General features: G+C 63.7%; 13 protein-coding genes. 4 read left to right on the forward strand and 9 right to left on the reverse strand.

The window, feature by feature from the left end; genetic code table 11:
- Positions 1–473: 473 nt before the first annotated feature.
- Entirely contained in the window at positions 474–1,811 is a 1,338-nt protein-coding gene (locus BLR77_RS19075) for an imelysin family protein (RefSeq protein ID WP_074680762.1), read from the reverse strand.
- A gap of 190 nt (positions 1,812–2,001) precedes the next feature.
- On the opposite strand from BLR77_RS19075, the gene BLR77_RS19080 reads away from it, so the two are divergent.
- Positions 2,002–2,574 (forward strand): LemA family protein, encoded by a 573-nt coding sequence (locus tag BLR77_RS19080; protein ID WP_074680764.1) that lies wholly within the window; start codon positions 2,002–2,004, stop codon positions 2,572–2,574.
- 10 nt (positions 2,575–2,584) lie between these two features.
- Complete coding sequence (locus tag BLR77_RS19085) at positions 2,585–3,490, forward strand: GIDE domain-containing protein (RefSeq protein ID WP_074680766.1); 906 nt, start codon at positions 2,585–2,587, stop codon at positions 3,488–3,490.
- Positions 3,491–3,555: 65 nt separating this feature from the next.
- Here the strand turns inward: BLR77_RS19085 and BLR77_RS19090 are convergent, their stop codons facing one another.
- Positions 3,556–5,610 carry a putative bifunctional diguanylate cyclase/phosphodiesterase gene (locus BLR77_RS19090; RefSeq protein WP_074680768.1) on the reverse strand — a complete coding sequence of 685 codons (2,055 nt, stop codon included), beginning with the start codon at positions 5,608–5,610 and terminating at the stop codon, positions 3,556–3,558.
- Between the two features lie 304 nt (positions 5,611–5,914).
- Here BLR77_RS19090 and BLR77_RS19095 point away from each other — a divergent pair, with 304 nt between their 5' ends.
- Together BLR77_RS19095 and BLR77_RS19100 are read left to right on the forward strand one after the other, a co-directional pair.
- A complete protein-coding gene (locus BLR77_RS19095) occupies positions 5,915–7,210 on the forward strand; it encodes an ammonium transporter (protein WP_074680770.1) in 1,296 nt (431 codons plus the stop codon).
- A gap of 2 nt (positions 7,211–7,212) precedes the next feature.
- Positions 7,213–7,857, forward strand: coding sequence for a hypothetical protein (locus tag BLR77_RS19100; protein WP_074680772.1), 645 nt, complete (start codon positions 7,213–7,215; stop codon positions 7,855–7,857).
- A gap of 144 nt (positions 7,858–8,001) precedes the next feature.
- On the opposite strand, the gene BLR77_RS19105 is transcribed toward BLR77_RS19100, so the two are convergent.
- The 7 genes from BLR77_RS19105 to BLR77_RS19135 all read right to left on the reverse strand — a co-directional run bounded on the left by BLR77_RS19105 (position 8,002) and on the right by BLR77_RS19135 (position 15,604).
- Positions 8,002–8,583, reverse strand: coding sequence for a superoxide dismutase (locus BLR77_RS19105; protein ID WP_003462535.1), 582 nt, complete (start codon positions 8,581–8,583; stop codon positions 8,002–8,004).
- A gap of 208 nt (positions 8,584–8,791) precedes the next feature.
- The gene (locus BLR77_RS19110; RefSeq protein WP_074680773.1) at positions 8,792–10,123 is read right to left on the reverse strand and encodes a DUF58 domain-containing protein; all 1,332 of its coding nucleotides are present in this window, start codon (positions 10,121–10,123) and stop codon (positions 8,792–8,794) included.
- Positions 10,120–11,154, reverse strand: a complete 1,035-nt coding sequence (locus tag BLR77_RS19115) for an AAA family ATPase (protein ID WP_074680775.1) — start codon at positions 11,152–11,154, stop codon at positions 10,120–10,122. Before BLR77_RS19115 ends, BLR77_RS19110 begins: the two co-directional genes overlap by 4 nt.
- The gene (locus BLR77_RS19120; RefSeq protein ID WP_074680777.1) at positions 11,151–12,332 is read right to left on the reverse strand and encodes a DUF4350 domain-containing protein; all 1,182 of its coding nucleotides are present in this window, start codon (positions 12,330–12,332) and stop codon (positions 11,151–11,153) included. The genes BLR77_RS19115 and BLR77_RS19120 overlap by 4 nt, the downstream gene beginning before the upstream one ends.
- Positions 12,329–13,915, reverse strand: coding sequence for a DUF4129 domain-containing protein (locus BLR77_RS19125; protein ID WP_074680779.1), 1,587 nt, complete (start codon positions 13,913–13,915; stop codon positions 12,329–12,331). Before BLR77_RS19125 ends, BLR77_RS19120 begins: the two co-directional genes overlap by 4 nt.
- Positions 13,902–14,882, reverse strand: a complete 981-nt coding sequence (locus BLR77_RS19130) for a stage II sporulation protein M (RefSeq protein WP_074680781.1) — start codon at positions 14,880–14,882, stop codon at positions 13,902–13,904. Before BLR77_RS19130 ends, BLR77_RS19125 begins: the two co-directional genes overlap by 14 nt.
- Positions 14,879–15,604, reverse strand: coding sequence for an RDD family protein (locus tag BLR77_RS19135; protein ID WP_074680783.1), 726 nt, complete (start codon positions 15,602–15,604; stop codon positions 14,879–14,881). The genes BLR77_RS19130 and BLR77_RS19135 overlap by 4 nt, the downstream gene beginning before the upstream one ends.
- Positions 15,605–15,664 lie beyond the last annotated feature (60 nt).

Raw genomic sequence — 15,664 nt, forward strand, 5'->3', positions numbered from 1 at the left:
AGGAGCAAAGGCAAAGGCCAGACGCCGCCAATTCCAATTCCGCAAAGATTACGCAAGCTCGCGACCTGGTCCCCTTCAGGAGGCCGAGTGGAGGTGTTGCGTAGGGGAGCGAGCCGCATGGATGCGGCGAGATACCGACGGCGGCCCCGCTTAAAGGGCCAGGGATGGCCCTTGTAAGCCGGCCCCGGAGCAGCACCGGAGCGAGGGAAGTTTCGCGTAGCGAAACCCGGATGTCGGGGTGCCCTTCTTTGGCACACCTTTCTTGGGCAAGCAAGAAAGGTGTGGCGCCCGTAAGGGGCGCAACCCAAACGCTCAGTACACGCGGTAATGGATAGTGCTAAGTCAGCAAGCGATGCGCACACAAACTTGCCAGTCCGGTGTCAACCCGCACTTTCCCCCAAAAATATGCGAAGAACCATAAAAAAACCGGCGCTCCTTACGGAGGCGCCGGCTTCTTCAGCCCACTACGTCGATCAGAATTCGTGATCGGCGGTGTCCGGGTTCAGATCGCTGATGCCCAGCTTGCCGGCAGCCTGCTCGATGGCGCCGGTCTGCTTGACCAGTGCGGCGATGGCGTCACGTACCAGTTGCTGGCCTTCGGCGTTGCCTTCCGCGATCAGCTGGTCGAAGTGCACGTTGTTCTTCTCGGCGCTGTCGACCAGTGCCTGCAGCTTGGCTTCGGTTTCCTGCAGGTCGGCCTTGAGCGTGGCATCGGCCTGGGCGTCGGCCTTGGCCACCAGCTCGGACAGGCTCGGGCCGGTCAGGGTGCTGCCGTCGACCTTCTTGTACTCGCCCAGGTAGACGTTGCGAATGCCTTTGCCGTTGTAGAAGTGCGAGTTGTGGGTGTTGTCGCTGAAGCAGTCGTGCTCATCTTCGGTGGAGTTGGCTTCCAGCGCGACCTTCATGCGCTCGCCAGCCAGTTCGCCGAGCGACAGGCTGCCCATGCCGAACAGCATCTTGCGCAGACCGTTCTCGGCCGACTCGGCAACCAGCTCGCTGCGGTAGTTGTCTTGCACGCCGTCCTTCCACTGTTCGACCATGTCATCCAGGTCGCTGACCAGCAGGTCGGTGGCCGCCTTGAGGAAGGCGCGGCGACGCTCGTTGTGGCCGCCGGTGGCGCCTTCGCCCACCACGTAGTCGGTGTAGGGACGCTCGCCGGCGCCCGGCTCGGTGCCGTTGAGGTCCTGGCCCCAGAGCAGGAATTCGATGGCGTGGTAGCCAGTGGCGACGTTGGCCTCGGAGCCGCCCAGCTCGTTCAGGCTGGCCAGCAGCTCGCCGGTGATTTCGCTGACGTCGATCTTGTCTTCACCGACCTGGATCTCGGTGTTGGCGATGATGTTGGCCTGCGCGCCCGGGTTGCCCAGTGCGTGCTGGTAGTCCTCGGCGACGTAGTCGATCAGGCCTTCGTCCAGCGGCCAGGCGTTGAGCTGACCTTCCCACTCGTCGACCACCGGGTTACCGAAGCGGAACACTTCGGTCTGCATGTAGGGCACGCGCGCGGCCAGCCAGGCTTCGCGGGCAGCGTTCAGGGTCGCTTCGCTGGGATCGGCGAGCAGCGCATCGATTGCGGTCTGCAGGGCCTTGCCGGTGCTGGCGGCATCGCTGAATACGGCCAGTGCCAGGTCGGCGTAATGGTTGACCACCGCCTTTGCCGCAGCCTCGTCGATTTTCGCCGCAGTAGCTGGGGCTGCGCTCTCGGTAGCGGCAGCAGGCGCTGCTGCCTGGGTAGCGGGGGCTTTGTCTTCGCCACAGCCAGCGAGGGAAATGGCGATGGCCAGCAGGCTGGCGGAGGCCAGAGGCATACGAATCATGGCGGGGTCCTTTGCATGTACGAAATGGGGACGGTACTCAGAGGTACCTGAAAAACTGCGACATAATGCAAATGTTTCGCATTATGTGTAAAGGCCATTATTCGGCACTGTGCGGGATATCGCTGCCGAGCCACCTCGATGCCGTTAGAATGCCAGCACCCGATTCGCAGTTCTGCATGGAGAAAACTGCATGAGCCTGACCGCCGTGATCATCATCGTTGTCCTCGTCCTGCTCTGCGCCTATGCGGTGTCGTTGTACAACGGCCTGGTACGCCTCAAGCATGGCGTGAGCAAGGCTTGGTCGAACATCGACGTGCTGCTCAAGCAACGGCACGACGAACTGCCCAAGCTGGTGGAAACCTGCAAGCAGTACATGCAGTACGAAGGCTCGACGCTGGAGCGAGTGATTGCAGCGCGCAGCGCCGTTGCCAGTGCTCGTGAGCAACATGATGTCGGCGCCCTGGGCAAAGCCGAGAGTGGTCTGCGCGCAGGCCTCGGTCAGCTCTTTGCCCTGGCGGAGAACTACCCTGAGCTGAAGGCCAACGACAGCTTCCAGCACCTGCAGCAGCGCATCAGTGGCCTGGAAAACGGCATCGCCGACCGCCGCGAGCTGTACAACGAAGCGGTCAACCTCAACAACGTGCGCATCGAGCAGTTCCCCGACGTGATCATCGCGCGCATGTTCAACTTCCAGGCTGCCGAGCTGCTGGTGTTCAGCGAGGCGGAGAAAGCCGACGTAGACATGAAATCACTGTTCAACTGAGAACCTGCCGATGATGCAGGTCGACCCCTTCGGCTTCTTCTTTACGCTCACGTTCACCCTCGGCGCATGCCTGGGCGGCGCCTGGTGGTGCCTGCGACGTTGGTCGCAGGCGCGTCATCTGCTCGACACGCCCACCTCGAAGATCCGCTCGGCGGCGCAGGGGTATGTCGAACTCTACGGTGTGCTCGAAGCGTTGCCGGACCTGCAGTTGCGCGGGCCGCTGACTGGCAAGCCCTGCCTGTGGTGGCGCTTTCGTATCGAGGAATATCGTTCCAGCGGCAAGAAGCGCAGCTGGCGGGTGATCGAGAGTGGCGCCAGTGACGCCTGGTTGCGCCTGGTCGATGGCACCGGCGAATGCCTGATCGACCCGCGTGGCGCCGAGATCCATACCGCGGTGCGTGAGGTTTGGGAGGGTAACTTGCGACACCCGCTGGGTCCGGCCAAGAGCGGATTGTTCGGCTTTCTCACCAGCGGCCAGCGCTATCGCTACAGCGAGGAACGCTTTCATGTCGGCCAGCCGTTGTACGCCATCGGTGATTTCCGTACCCGCGGCGCCGCGCAGCAGGGGTTCGACAGGCACGCCGCTCAGGGCGAAGTGATCCGTGAATGGAAGGGCGATTACGTTGGCCTGCTGCGGCGTTTCGACAGTGACGGCAACGGGGAGCTCGACGAGCAGGAATGGAATCGCGTGCGTCTCGCGGCGCAACTGGAAGCCGAAGATCGGCACCGGCAAACGGCGTCCGAACCGGCGCGGCATCAGATGGCCAAGCCCAGTGAGCGGCAGCCGTTCATTCTCTCCAACAGCGGAGAGGACGAATTGGCCCGCAACTTCTACTGGCAGGCCGCTGGTGGCGCTGTGCTGTGCGTGGTTGGTGCGCTGGCCACCGCCTGGCTGTTGGGGGTGCAGAACTGGTGAGCGGGTGTTCTGCGCTCGAACAAAAACGCCGCGTCGAATCGCGGCGTTTTTTTTGGGGGTGACGCTCAGAGTGTCGCGGCTGAGCTCAGTCGTCGCGACTGCTTGAGGAACAGGGTCAGCTCGCGTGCTGGCAGCGGCTTGCTGTACAGGTAGCCCTGACCCTCATGGCAGCCCTGGGCAATGATGTAGGCCTCCTGTTCGATGGTTTCCACGCCTTCGGCGATGACCTGCATGCCCAGGCTCTTGCCCAGCTGGATGATGGCGCGAACGATGGTGGCGTCGTCTTCGTCTTCGAGCAGGTCCTGCACGAAGCTCTTGTCGATTTTGATCTTGTCCAGTGGCAGGCTCTTCAGATAGCTCAGTGACGAATAGCCGGTACCGAAGTCGTCGATGGCGATCAGCGCGCCGGAGCGGCGCAGGCTGAGCAGGTGCTGGGCGGCGGTGCTGATGTCTTCCATCAGGCCGGTTTCGGTGACTTCCAGCTCCAGGCTTTTGGGCGGCAGGCGGTAGACCTGCATCAGGTTGTTGACCACGCGCGGCAGCTCGGCGTGGTGCAGCTGCACGGTGGACAGGTTGATGGCCATGCGCAGCTCGCTGAAGCCCTGATCGTGCCATTCACGCAGTTGGCGGCAGGTCTGGTCGAGAATCCATTCACCGATGGCAATGATGGTGCCGTTCTGCTCGGCCAGCGGGATGAACAGGTCCGGTGCTACCAAGCCATGTTGCGGATGCTGCCAGCGCAGCAGTGCCTCGACGCCGACCACCTGATGGTCGCGATAGTCTATCTGTGGCTGGTAGACCAGATGCAACTGGTTCTGTGCCAGGGCATCGCGCAGATCCTTTTCCAGCTCACGACGGCGACGCATCTCGCTGTCGACGCTGGCGATGTAGAACTGGTAGCGATTGCGCGAACGACTCTTGGCCAGGGTCATGGTCTGCTCGGCTTTCTGCAGCAGCTTCTCGGTGCTGTCGCCGTCTTCCGGGAACAGGGTGATGCCGATGGTGGCACGCAGGCGCACTTCATGCTGATCGAGCAGGAACGGCTGCTCCAGATCGTCGAGCACGCTCTGCGCCAGTTCGGCGGCTTCGTAAGGTTGTTCGATGTCGGCTTGAACCAGGGCAAACTGGTCGCCGCCCAGACGGGCCAGAGCGCCGAGACGGCCGCTATGGCTGCGCAGGCGGTCGGACAGCGCGAGCAGCAACTGGTCGCCGCTCTGGTAACTGAATTGTTCGTTGATGCCCTTGAAGTCATCCAGGCCGACGCAGAGTACGGCGACGCGGCGCTGCAGGCGGCCGGCATCTTCGAGAATCTGATCGAGTTGCTGTTGCAGTTGCTGGCGGTTGGGTAGGCCGGTGAGGAAGTCGTACTGAGCCATGCGCAGCAGGCTGTTTTCGGCTTCACGGCGTAGGTGGGTGTTGCGCTCGATGGAGGCCAGCAACTGGTTGGCGGTGTTGATCCACAGGCCCAGCTCGTTCTTCTCGTTGCCCTTGAGCATGGGCAGCTTGTGTTCGCTGGGGCGGTCGGGATTGATGTTGGTGAGGTGTTCGATGATCTTCGACAGCGGTTTGGTCAGCAGCCAGTGATAGACCAGATAGAGCACCAGACCCATGGCCATGGCGCGCAGCACACCTGAGATGAAGATGATCACCGAGTTGGTGACGAAACTCTCGCCGTAAGGTGCCGTATCGAGGGTGATGTTGAGGTCGCCGTAATACTCGCTGTAAGGGCCGCGGCCGACCAGTTTGGTGGCGAACAGCTGCTCCTGACCGAGGATCGGGTCGGTCAGCCAGCGAGTGGGCATCTGCGCCAGATCGCGTGTTCGCTCGGCCAGCATGGGTTCGTTGGGGTGACCGATGGAGGCGTAGCGCACCGACTCGTGCTGGAACAGGCCCTCGATCACCTGCATGCCCATCTCGCGGTCCAGGCTGTATACCGCCTGAGTCGACGGGTCACGGAACATACCGAGGATGCGATGGGCATCGTTGGCTACCGCCTGACGTGTCTTGTAGGCGTCGAAGACGATCTGCGCACAACTCAATACCACCCCTACTACGAGTGCTGACAGCAGCACCACGCGGAGCAACTTGAGTGACAAGCTGTTTTTCAATTCCAGCTTCAAAGGCAATTCCTTATGTCGATGCATGCAGCGTCAGTCAGACGAGAGTATTGGCAATCTAGCCCTGGCCGTCAAAGGGCCATCATGCCTGGTGGCACTATTTATCCCACAAGGAACGCTCCTGGTGCGAATCGCCGCTTCGAAGCCGACTCGCTGCTCTGTGTCGGTGCGATTGCGCCGTACTTGAGCGCCTTTGGTCATATTGACCGTTCATCGTCGTTGCGCCTTGTGACGCGCCATCTGCTGTCCGTTTCACGGCTGGCACAAGAGTTGCGAAGGCCGGGCATCGACCAGGAGGGGACTCGTGATGAAAACGCTCATGCTGTTGCTCGTCGCTGTCAGCTTTGCCCCACAGGCCCATGCCGCCAGCGAGGAGGCCGCCAATACGGCCTGGCTGGTGTTGGCCAGCGTGCTGGTGTTCTTCATGCAGGCGGGTTTCGCTCTGTTGGAGAGCGGCATGTCGCGGGCCAAGAACGCCGTCAACGTGATGATGAAGAACTACATGGATTGCTGCGTTGGCGGCATCGTGTTCTGGCTGATCGGCTTTGGCCTGATGTTCGGCGCCAACGTCACTGGCTGGTTCGGCATGAGTCACTTCGCGCTGAACGACGGCGAGCCCTGGGATTACACCTTCCTGCTGTTCCAGATGATGTTCGCCGCCACCGCAGCGACCATCGCCAGTGGCGCCATGGCCGAACGCACGCGGTATGGCGCCTACCTGATTGGCGCGGTGCTGATCAGCGGTGTGATCTATCCGATATTCGGCAGCTGGGTGTGGGGCGGTCTGTATGGCGGCCAGGGCTGGTTGGCCAAACTCGGATTCATCGATTTCGCCGGCTCGACCGTGGTGCACAGCATCGGTGCTTGGTGTGCGTTGGCGGGGATTCTGGTGCTCGGCCCACGCCTCGGTCGCTTCGCCCCTGATGGCAAGGCGCGCCTGATTCCGGGGCACAACCTCGGCCTGGTGGCATTGGGCGGTTTCATTCTCTGGGTGGGCTGGTTCGGCTTCAACGCCGGCAGCAATCTGCAGGTCAGCAGCAGCCTCGGGCTGATTGCCTTGAATACTCATCTGGCGGCGGTCGCTGGCGCGCTCGGCGCTCTGTTGGCGCAACGCAGCACGGCCAGCCCGGTGCTGTTGACCACCACGGTGAACGGTTCGATTGGCGGGCTGGTCGGCATTACCGCCGGTTGCGCCAGCATGGCGCCGGGTTTCGCTCTGCTCAGCGGTCTTGTAGCCGGCTTCGTCGTGGTGTACGGCATGCGTCTGCTCGATCGCCTGCAACTCGACGATGTGGTCGGTGCGATTCCAGTACATGGTTTTGCCGGCATCTGGGGCACCTTGGCGGCGGGGCTGTTCTATCAGGGCGACCTGTTCAACTGGGAGCGTGTCGCCGTGCAGGCATTGGGTGCTGCGGCGGCCTTTCTCTGGGCCTTTCCGGTTGCCCTGGTGTTCTACTTCCTGCTGGCCAAGACCATCGGGCTGCGGGTTTCGACCCAGCATGAGCAGCGCGGGCTGGATTTCGCCGAACATGCCGAGGTCGGTTATCCGGAGTTCAACTCGACGCAGACCTTCGACAGCGAGCAATGGTCGAGGAGGGGCTGAGAATGAGATTGAGCTTGCGTCGTCGCGCGATCTACACCGGCCTGGCCGGACATTTCTCGGACGAGGAGGTCTGGCCATTGCTGGCGCTGTGGGAGAACAAATACGCCGAGCAACCGCCGTTCGCTCTCAATGAATTTCTCGCCGAGGTGGTGCTGCGCACCGAGCGCAAGCTCGAACGCGCACGTCTGTATCGCGAGCTGGTCGGCGCCCTGACGGGGCCGCCCTCGCAGCTGTTGCCTGACCCGGAGGCGCAACTGGCTGCTTGGCGCCAGGGACGCAATGAGGCCGTAAGGCAAGTGGCGACCCCGGATAGTGCCGCGCAAACGACCTTCCTGGTCCTGAACCAGGCTTTGCTGGAGCAACTAGATGGCGCTCAGCAGGCGGCGCTGAGGCGTTTTGCCGCCGGCAACCTGTCCGGTATGGGCGTGAGTTCGGAACTGTCGACGCGCTTGCGCATCTGGCTCGAGCAGGGCGGGAGCGACGGTATCGCCAGCCTAGGACTGGAGCAACTGCGCAAGCTGCTGAACCTGCTCTATATCGGGCTCTGCGAGTTTCTCGGGCCGGTACGTGCCGACCGCGTGCTGAGCCAGGCGGTCAGCCGAGTTGAGCAACAGGGGGTGGAGTTTTCACCGCGCCGGCTGCTCTAGCTGGCTGTTGAAAAACTACCTCGGCTTTGGCCTCCTGCATCCATGCAGGCGTCGCCTGCGTTTTTCGACGGCCTGCTGAATGCCCGCGTCAGAAACGAAAAACCCGGCCATGAAGGCCGGGTTTTCGTATTACGGGGCTGTAATTCAGGCCGCGTAGTTCTGGGCGACGAAGTCCCAGTTCACCAGGTTCCAGAACGCCTCGACGTACTTCGGACGCAGGTTGCGGTAGTCGATGTAGTAGGCGTGTTCCCAGACGTCGCAGGTCAGCAGCGGGGTGTCGCCGGAAGTCAGCGGGCAGCCGGCGCCGATGGTGCTGGCCAGAGCCAGGGAGCCGTCAGCTTTCTTCACCAGCCAGCCCCAGCCGGAACCGAAGGTACCGATGGAAACCTTGCTGAACTCTTCCTTGAACTTGTCGAAGGAACCGAAGGCCGCGTTGATGGCGTCAGCCAGAGCGCCAGTGGGCTGGCCACCGCCGTTCGGCGACAGGCAGTTCCAGTAGAAGGTGTGGTTCCACACCTGAGCGGCGTTGTTGAAGATGCCGCCCGAGGAAGTCTTGACGATTTCTTCCAGGCTCTTGCCTTCGAACTCGGTGCCCGGCACCAGGTTGTTCAGGTTCACGACGTAGGTGTTGTGGTGCTTGTCGTGGTGGAATTCGAGGGTCTCGGCGGAAATGTGCGGCTCGAGGGCATTCTTTTCGTAAGGCAGCGGCGGCAATTCAAAAGCCATGGTCTATCTCCTACTCAGGTCGTGTGCGGTATGCGCAAGGCCGATCACGGGCGGCCTATAGGCGGCGTCGAGTTTGTACTCTTTGCGCCGCAGACTCGGGATCATAGCACCCGACCACGGCCATAACCACGCAACATCTGTGTGGGAAAGCCGGTGCCAGGGCCTTTGCAGCATTGGGTTCGACAGCCGCAGGCGCCAGCAGTTGCCTCTAAAGTGCGCCGGCTTTCTTCCAGGCCAGATAACTGCTCACCAGTTCCGGGCCCAGTTCGCCCGGGCGGGCATCGAGCACCGGCACTTCGTGAGCGGCCAGGCGTTCGTGCAGGTCGGCGCGGGCATTGAGGTAGTCCAGCGTGCCGCAGTAGGCCAGGGCCTGGTCGAATTGCTCAACGGGTGTCTGGCGCAGGCGGTCCAGCGCTTCCTCACGCAGGCTGGCGATCAGCACACGATGCTGGCGCGAAAGACGGCGCACGGCGGCGAGCAGGTCCTGATCGTCTTCGTCGCGCAGGTTGGTCACCAGCACCACCAGCGAGCGACGCCGCTGACGTGTCAGCAGCAGATCGGCGGCGGCGCTGAAGTCGGCAGGTTGCTGGCTGGTATCGAGGTCGTAAACGGCGTTGAGCAGCACGTTCAGCTGAGCGGGGCCTTTGACCGGTGCCAGGTAACGCGACTGGTTGCCGGCGAAGGTCGCCAGACCCACCGCATCGCCCTGGCGCAGCGCCACGTAGCTGAGCAGCAGGCAGGCGTTGAGGGCGTGGTCGAAGTGCGACAGCTCGTCGTCCTGGCTGCGCATGCGCCGGCCGCAGTCGAGCAGGAAGACGATCTGTTGGTCACGCTCGTCCTGATACTCGCGCGCGATGGGGGTGCGCTTGCGCGCGGTGGCCTTCCAGTCGATCTGGCGCAGGGTGTCGCCGTCACGAAACTCGCGTAACTGGTGAAACTCCAGACCCAGGCCGCGCCGCGGACGCTGGCGTACCCCCAGTTGACTGAGCCAGTCGTCCACCGCCTTGAGCTGCGCGCCATAGAGGCGAGCGAAGTCCGGGTAGACACGGCTTTCGCCAGCCAGCGGCAGCAGACGCTTGGCCTGCCACAGGCGTAACGGGCTGGGCAGTTTCAGTTCGCACAGGGCGAAGTGGAAATGTCCACGGATAAGCGGTTTAAGGCGATAGCTGACCTGGGTTTGCTGGCCTGGGTGCAGGGTGATGCGCTGCGGCAGGAAGTCGAAGGCCATGCCTTCGGGCACATGATCGAAGACCTCGATTTCCTGGGTATGGGCGAAATCGTGATGGGTGATCAGTTGCACCTCGCTCCAGCGCCCGAGCGGCAGATTGCCCGGCAACACGCGCTCCAGGCGCGGCGAGGGCTGGCGCCGCAGCCACAGGGCATCGACGACGGCGACCAGTGCCAACGCCAGCAACAGTCCCCAGGCCAGCGGCATCAGGCTGTCTGCCAGGCGAATGCCGAGCAGGGGCAGGGCGCCGAGCAACACGGCGGCGGCGAACAGGCCGCCGAGCAGCCCGATGAGCAGGCGCGAAGGTTTCATAGACGCGGAGCCGGCACCTGATCGAGCAACTGCTGCAGAACCTGATCCACCGACAGGCCTTCGATATCCAGCTCCGGCGCCAGGCGTACGCGATGGCGCAGCACCGCCAGGGCGCAGCTCTTGATGTCATCCGGCAGGACGAAGTCGCCGCCGCGCAGCAGCGCGCGAGCACGGGCACCGCGCACCAGGGCGATCGACGCGCGTGGTCCGGCGCCCATGGCCAGCCCCGGCCAACTGCGCGTGGCGCGGGCCAGGCGTACGGCGTAATCGAGCACCTGGTCATCCAGCGGCAGATCGCTGGCGATCTTCTGCAGCGCCAGCACGTCCCTGGCCTGCAGCAGGGTGCGCAGCGGGCTGACTTCGAGCATGTCGGCCTTGGCCGAGCGGGTCACCTGGCGCACCATGTTCAGCTCTTCGTCCTGCTGCGGATAATCCATGCGCAGCTTGAGCATGAAGCGGTCCAGCTCGGCTTCCGGCAGCGGGTAGGTGCCTTCCTGCTCGATCGGGTTCATGGTCGCCAGCACCATGAACGGCAGCTGCACCGGCAGGGCGCGGCCTTCCAGGGTCACCTGGCGTTCCTGCATCACTTCCAGCAGCGCGGCCTGGGTCTTGGCCGGCGCGCGGTTGATTTCGTCGGCCAGCAGCAGGTTGGTGAACACCGGGCCCTTGCGCAGTTTGAACTGCTCGCTCTGCATGTCGTACACGGCATGGCCGGTGACATCGCTGGGCATCAGGTCCGGAGTGAACTGGATACGTGCGAACTCGCCGCCGAAGCAACGCGCCAGGGCGCGTACCAGCAGCGTCTTGCCGAGTCCCGGTACACCCTCGACCAGCACGTGGCCACCGGCGATCAGTGCGGTGAGCACGTCGTCGATCACCGCGCTCTGGCCGATCACGGCCTTGCGCAGCTCGGCGCGCAGAGCCTGGGCCAACTGGCTGGCACGCTGGCGCTGCTGCGCTTGCGGGTTGCTCGGCGCGGCGGCCGGGGTTTCCTGCACCGGCAGGTTGTCGTTCTCGGGGATCTCGCTCATAGGGCATTCCTGAGGGTTTGCAGGTGGGCGACCTGGCGGGTGAAGTCACTGGCGGATAGGCGCTGCGGCGGCAATGGGCGCATGGCCTGGCTGATGTCCTTGGCGGGCAGGCGGGTCATGCGACCAAGGACCTGCCACTGCTCGGCGACGGCGAGCTTCTCGAAACCGGGGTGGCGGCGGCGCGCACGGCGATTGATATCCTGTTGCAGGCCTTTGAGCAGGCTGTGCTGGCCGCTGCGACGGAGCAGGAAGTCGGCGCCGCCACGCAGGTGTTCTTCGAGCTGGCGGCGGGCACGGCTGGCTGGCGCCTGCATGGGTCCGTGGCGCATGCCGACGTGCCACAGGGTGGCGATGATCAGCAGGGCCAGTACCAGCAGGGCCAGCGGGAAATGGCGCAGCAGCAGGCGGGCCAGGCCGTCGCTGTCGGCGTGGTAGAGCAGGGTCACGGCACTGTCCTGGCTCAGATACCAGAGCAGCCAGGCGTGGTCGTATTTGTCGATGGTGCGGTTCTGCCAGATCCACGGATCGCTCAGTACGGTGATCAGACCATCGCCGTGGTACAGCTGCAGCAAGTGCGTGGCGGCTTCGCTATTGGCCCAGACGTGCGCCCGATTCTGCGCATCGTACAGGTGGAAATCGGTGTCGAAGGCGATGTAGGCCGGCGCCTGCTCGTTTTCCAGATAGAGCTTGGTGAGTTGCGGATAGGCCTCGCTCTCCTCGTTCTCCTGCTCCGACTCGCTGCTCTCGTCGTCATCCAGTTCGTCGCTCATGTACTGCTGGACGCCGAGCAGATCGAGCAGCAGGTCGCCGCTCTTGCCTTCCTCTTCGTCCCACAGGCGTTCGGCGATGAACAGCAGATGGCCGCCGTTTGCCGTCCACTGCAGCACGCGTTCGACCTGGCGCGGCGTCATGTTGTTGCGGTCGGCCAGCAGCATCAGGGTCTGGCCCTCGCTGGGCAGGCCGTCCAGCACCTCCAGACCTTCGGCGCGGCGGGCGGCGATGCCCTGCTTGCGCAGGAAGTGCTCGGCGGCCAGGTAGGGGCTGCTGGCAACCTCGGGGGAAGGGCCGTGCTCGATCACGTCTTCATAAGGTTCGAGTTTGCCCAGCACATAACTGGCGAGCAGCCCCAGCACCAGCAACAGGGCCATGGCGAGGATGAAACCGGCGCGCCGACTCATGCCACACGCTCCTGGTCGAACAGGCTGCGCCAGCCCTGGCACAGGCCCTGACGCAGCGCTTCGGCAGGCAGGCGATGACCATAGGCCAATGCTTGCCAATGCAGCGTGAGTTGACGACTGTAGTCCTCCAGATTCTGCTGCCCGAGGCCGGCGACCAGGTGCAGCACCTCGCCTTCGGTGTGCGATTGCTTCAGGGGCAGGCGCTGTTCATGCAAAAGGCGGCTGAGCAATGCGCGGTAGAGCAAACCGAGTGCGGCGCGCGGTTGCTCGGCCCAGAGTCGCTCGGCTTCGCTGGCGACGTCGTCGGGCAGCGTCTCCGGTGCCAGTTCCAGACCGAACAGCTGTTGCGGTGCGACCTGCCGGCGTCGCGTTGGCAGGCCGATGCGTTCGCCAAAGGCCTGCAGCCACTCGCGGTAGCGCCACAGGACGAAGGCCAGCAGCGCGGCCAGCGCCCCCCACAGCAGCACTTCGAATATCTGCGCGACGACATCCAGGCTCTTCCACCACTCGCCGAGCTTGAGCAGGTTCTTGAGCATCTCGAGGAAGGCTTCGACGTCTTCCGGTTTGGGCTCCTCGGCAGGTTTTTCCTCGCCCAGGCGCCAGCGTGTAACGGTTTCGCGGTGCTGGAAGGGCGGCTCGTCGAGCAGGGCTTCGATGCTGGTGCGCGCGGCCTGGCTGGTCAGAGGCTGCTGGAGCAGGCGCGGTGCGTCGGGGCCTTGCGGGTCGGTCTGCTCGGCTTTCTCGCTGGCGGCTGGCGATGTGTCGGCCCAGGCATCGTTCGGCAGCTGCGTCAGCAGCAAGGCGCAACCGAGCAGCAGGGCATAGGCGCTGCCGCTCAGGCGCTGGCGCAGGCGGCGAAAGGTCAGTTCGATATCCCAGGCTTCCAGGGCGGTGCGGCGGTTGAGGTAGAGGGTGAAACCGCAGGCGACATAGACCGGCTCCCAGATGATCAGCAGCAACACATAAAGCAGGTTGGACAGATGCTCGAGCCACATCCATTGGCCGCTGCTGGCGGCGATCAGGCTTTCCCAGGTCCAGTTCAGTTCCACCTGCTGCGGCAACATCAGATAGAACAGGGCGACCAGGCCCATCCACAGGGCGATTTCCAGATGCATACCGACGAGCGTCAGCCAGGTGGCGGCGGCGCTGTCGCGCTGACCGAGTACCACCAGGCGCTGGCTACGCGCCTGTCCGGTCAGGCCTTCGAGTTGCAGTACCGGCAGATCGAAACTGCGCGTCGGGCTCAGTCGGCGCCAGGTCAGGCTGGCCAGCAATTGCGGTCGCAGCAGTCTCGGCAGTGCGCGCAGGGCCTGTTTCAGCGAGGGTGTGTTGCCGAACAATGCGTGCGACAGGATGTACAGCGGCAACCGTTCATAGGCCGGTTTGAGCCACCAGAACAGGAAGATGGCCCAGCCCGGATACTGCCAGAGCAAGGCGCAGAGCAGGGCGAACAGCGGCAGCGTGACCAGTGCCCAGCTGGCCATCAGCAGGCCGGCATGACGACGGGCGAGCAGCACGCCGAGGTCGATGGCTTCCCAGGCGCTGCGGGGGCGAATGGCGACGCTGGCTTCAGTCAGGCGCATGCTGCCTCCGACCGGCCAGCAGCAGATAACTCAGTACCAGCGCCCAAAGCCCGGTACCGACGGCGTATTTGATGTTCGGGCTGGCGAAGGTGGTGGAGGACCAGAACGCCTCGATGAAGGCGGCCAACAGGAGGAACAGGATCACCCCGGCCACCAGCTGTATCGCCTTGCCGGCAGCCAGACGCAAGGCCTCGCCACGGGGCAGGCGGCCGGGTGCGAGCAGTGCCCAGCCGAGCTTGAAACCAGCCGCGCCGGCCAGGGCGATGGCCGTCAGCTCGAAGGCACCATGACCGATGACGAAGGACCAGAAGGGCTCACCATAGCCGATGCGCGTCAGGTGACCCGCCACTGCGCCGATCATCAGACCGTTGAACAGCAGGAAGAACAGGCTGCCGAGACCGAGCAGCAGGCCGCTGGCGAAGGTCTGAAAGGCGATGCCGATGTTGTTCATGATGTAGAAGCCGAACATCACCCAATCTTCACCGGAGCCGCGTTCGCTGAAGCGGCCGAGACGGCGCGCGTCGGGATCGTACATGCCTTCCATTTCGCTGACCTGATCGGGGCTGACCAGGCTGAAAATCAGCTCGGGATAGAGGTAGGTCAGCAGCCCCATCAATGCCAGGCTGCCGAAGAACAGCAGGCTGGCCACGCATACGCTGCGCCACTCGCTGCGCACCAGGTGTGGGAAACCGCCGAACAGAAAGCGGATCATCTGCGCGCCAAGGTGGCTGCGATGGCGGTAGAACTGCTGGTGGCCGCGCATGGCCAGCTGTTGCAGCTGGTCAATGAGGTGGCTGCTGTAGCCGCGCGCCTGAGCCAGCGCCAGATGCTGGCAAAGCTGCCGGTAGCTGGCGGCAAAGCCCTGGCAGGTCTGCGCTTCGGGCTTGCCGCGCTCGAGGGCTTCGAGTTGGTTGTTGAAGGCGTCCCAGTCCGGCTGATGGCGACTTTCGAACAGGCTCTGTTTCAAGGTGCGCTCCCCAGCAGGCCGCGAGCGATGCCGTTGAGACGCGGTTCCGCCTGCTCGACAGGCACTTGCAGTGGCTCGGCCAGCAACGCCGCCAGCTCCGCTCTGCGGGCGGCAGACAGCTGGCCGCCACGTTCGGCAAAACCGAGGATGGCACGTTGCTCGTCAAGGCTGAGCGGGAAGGGCGCTGGCAACGGTTCGGCGTCGGCGAGCAGTGGTTTGCTCAAAGGCGCATCGCGATAGACCACCAGCGTGCCGGCGGCGATATCGCCGAGGCGCTTGAACGCCGGATGGTTCAGGCAACTGATGATGCCCAGGGTGTAGCCGAACGGCAGGATATCGACGAAGCGCAACAGGTTGCGGGTCAGCGAAGCGGCCCAGCCGATCGGCGTACCGTCATCGTGCACCACGCGCAGGCCGAGCATCTGCTTGCCGGGGGAGCGACCCTGGTTGAGGACTTCGAACAGCACCATGTACCACCAGGTCACGAGAAACAGCAGGATGGTGCCCAGGCCCATGCCGAACTGACCGAGCAGGCCGAGAACGATGAACGTTACCATCAGGATCAGGCCGCGAATGGCCAGGTCGATGGCGAACGCCAGGGCGCGTGGTACCAGCCCGGCTGGCCGCAGATGCAGATCGATACCTTCCGGCGTTTCGACCTCATAGCGAGTATCCAGGGGGTGCTGGTTGAGCGGAAGGCTTGCGCTTGAGCGTGAGGACATCGGCGGACTGCATCAAGGAAAGCCCGATGCTAGCGAGCAGCGGGCCACTAACGCAACCGG

Source organism: Ectopseudomonas alcaliphila, from assembly GCF_900101755.1.
Lineage (GTDB): Bacteria > Pseudomonadota > Gammaproteobacteria > Pseudomonadales > Pseudomonadaceae > Aquipseudomonas > Aquipseudomonas alcaliphila.

Excerpts from the sequence above, each read along its gene's own strand:
- BLR77_RS19075 (WP_074680762.1), bottom strand. The coding sequence starts at position 1,811 with ATGATTCGTATGCCTCTGGCCTCCGCCAGCCTGCTGGCCATCGCCATT.
- BLR77_RS19080 (WP_074680764.1), top strand. The coding sequence starts at position 2,002 with ATGAGCCTGACCGCCGTGATCATCATCGTTGTCCTCGTCCTGCTCTGC.
- BLR77_RS19085 (WP_074680766.1), top strand. The coding sequence starts at position 2,585 with ATGATGCAGGTCGACCCCTTCGGCTTCTTCTTTACGCTCACGTTCACC.
- BLR77_RS19095 (WP_074680770.1), top strand. The coding sequence starts at position 5,915 with ATGAAAACGCTCATGCTGTTGCTCGTCGCTGTCAGCTTTGCCCCACAG.
- BLR77_RS19100 (WP_074680772.1), top strand. The coding sequence starts at position 7,213 with ATGAGATTGAGCTTGCGTCGTCGCGCGATCTACACCGGCCTGGCCGGA.
- BLR77_RS19105 (WP_003462535.1), bottom strand. The coding sequence starts at position 8,583 with ATGGCTTTTGAATTGCCGCCGCTGCCTTACGAAAAGAATGCCCTCGAG.
- BLR77_RS19110 (WP_074680773.1), bottom strand. The coding sequence starts at position 10,123 with ATGAAACCTTCGCGCCTGCTCATCGGGCTGCTCGGCGGCCTGTTCGCC.
- BLR77_RS19115 (WP_074680775.1), bottom strand. The coding sequence starts at position 11,154 with ATGAGCGAGATCCCCGAGAACGACAACCTGCCGGTGCAGGAAACCCCG.
- BLR77_RS19120 (WP_074680777.1), bottom strand. The coding sequence starts at position 12,332 with ATGAGTCGGCGCGCCGGTTTCATCCTCGCCATGGCCCTGTTGCTGGTG.
- BLR77_RS19125 (WP_074680779.1), bottom strand. The coding sequence starts at position 13,915 with ATGCGCCTGACTGAAGCCAGCGTCGCCATTCGCCCCCGCAGCGCCTGG.
- BLR77_RS19135 (WP_074680783.1), bottom strand. The coding sequence starts at position 15,604 with ATGTCCTCACGCTCAAGCGCAAGCCTTCCGCTCAACCAGCACCCCCTG.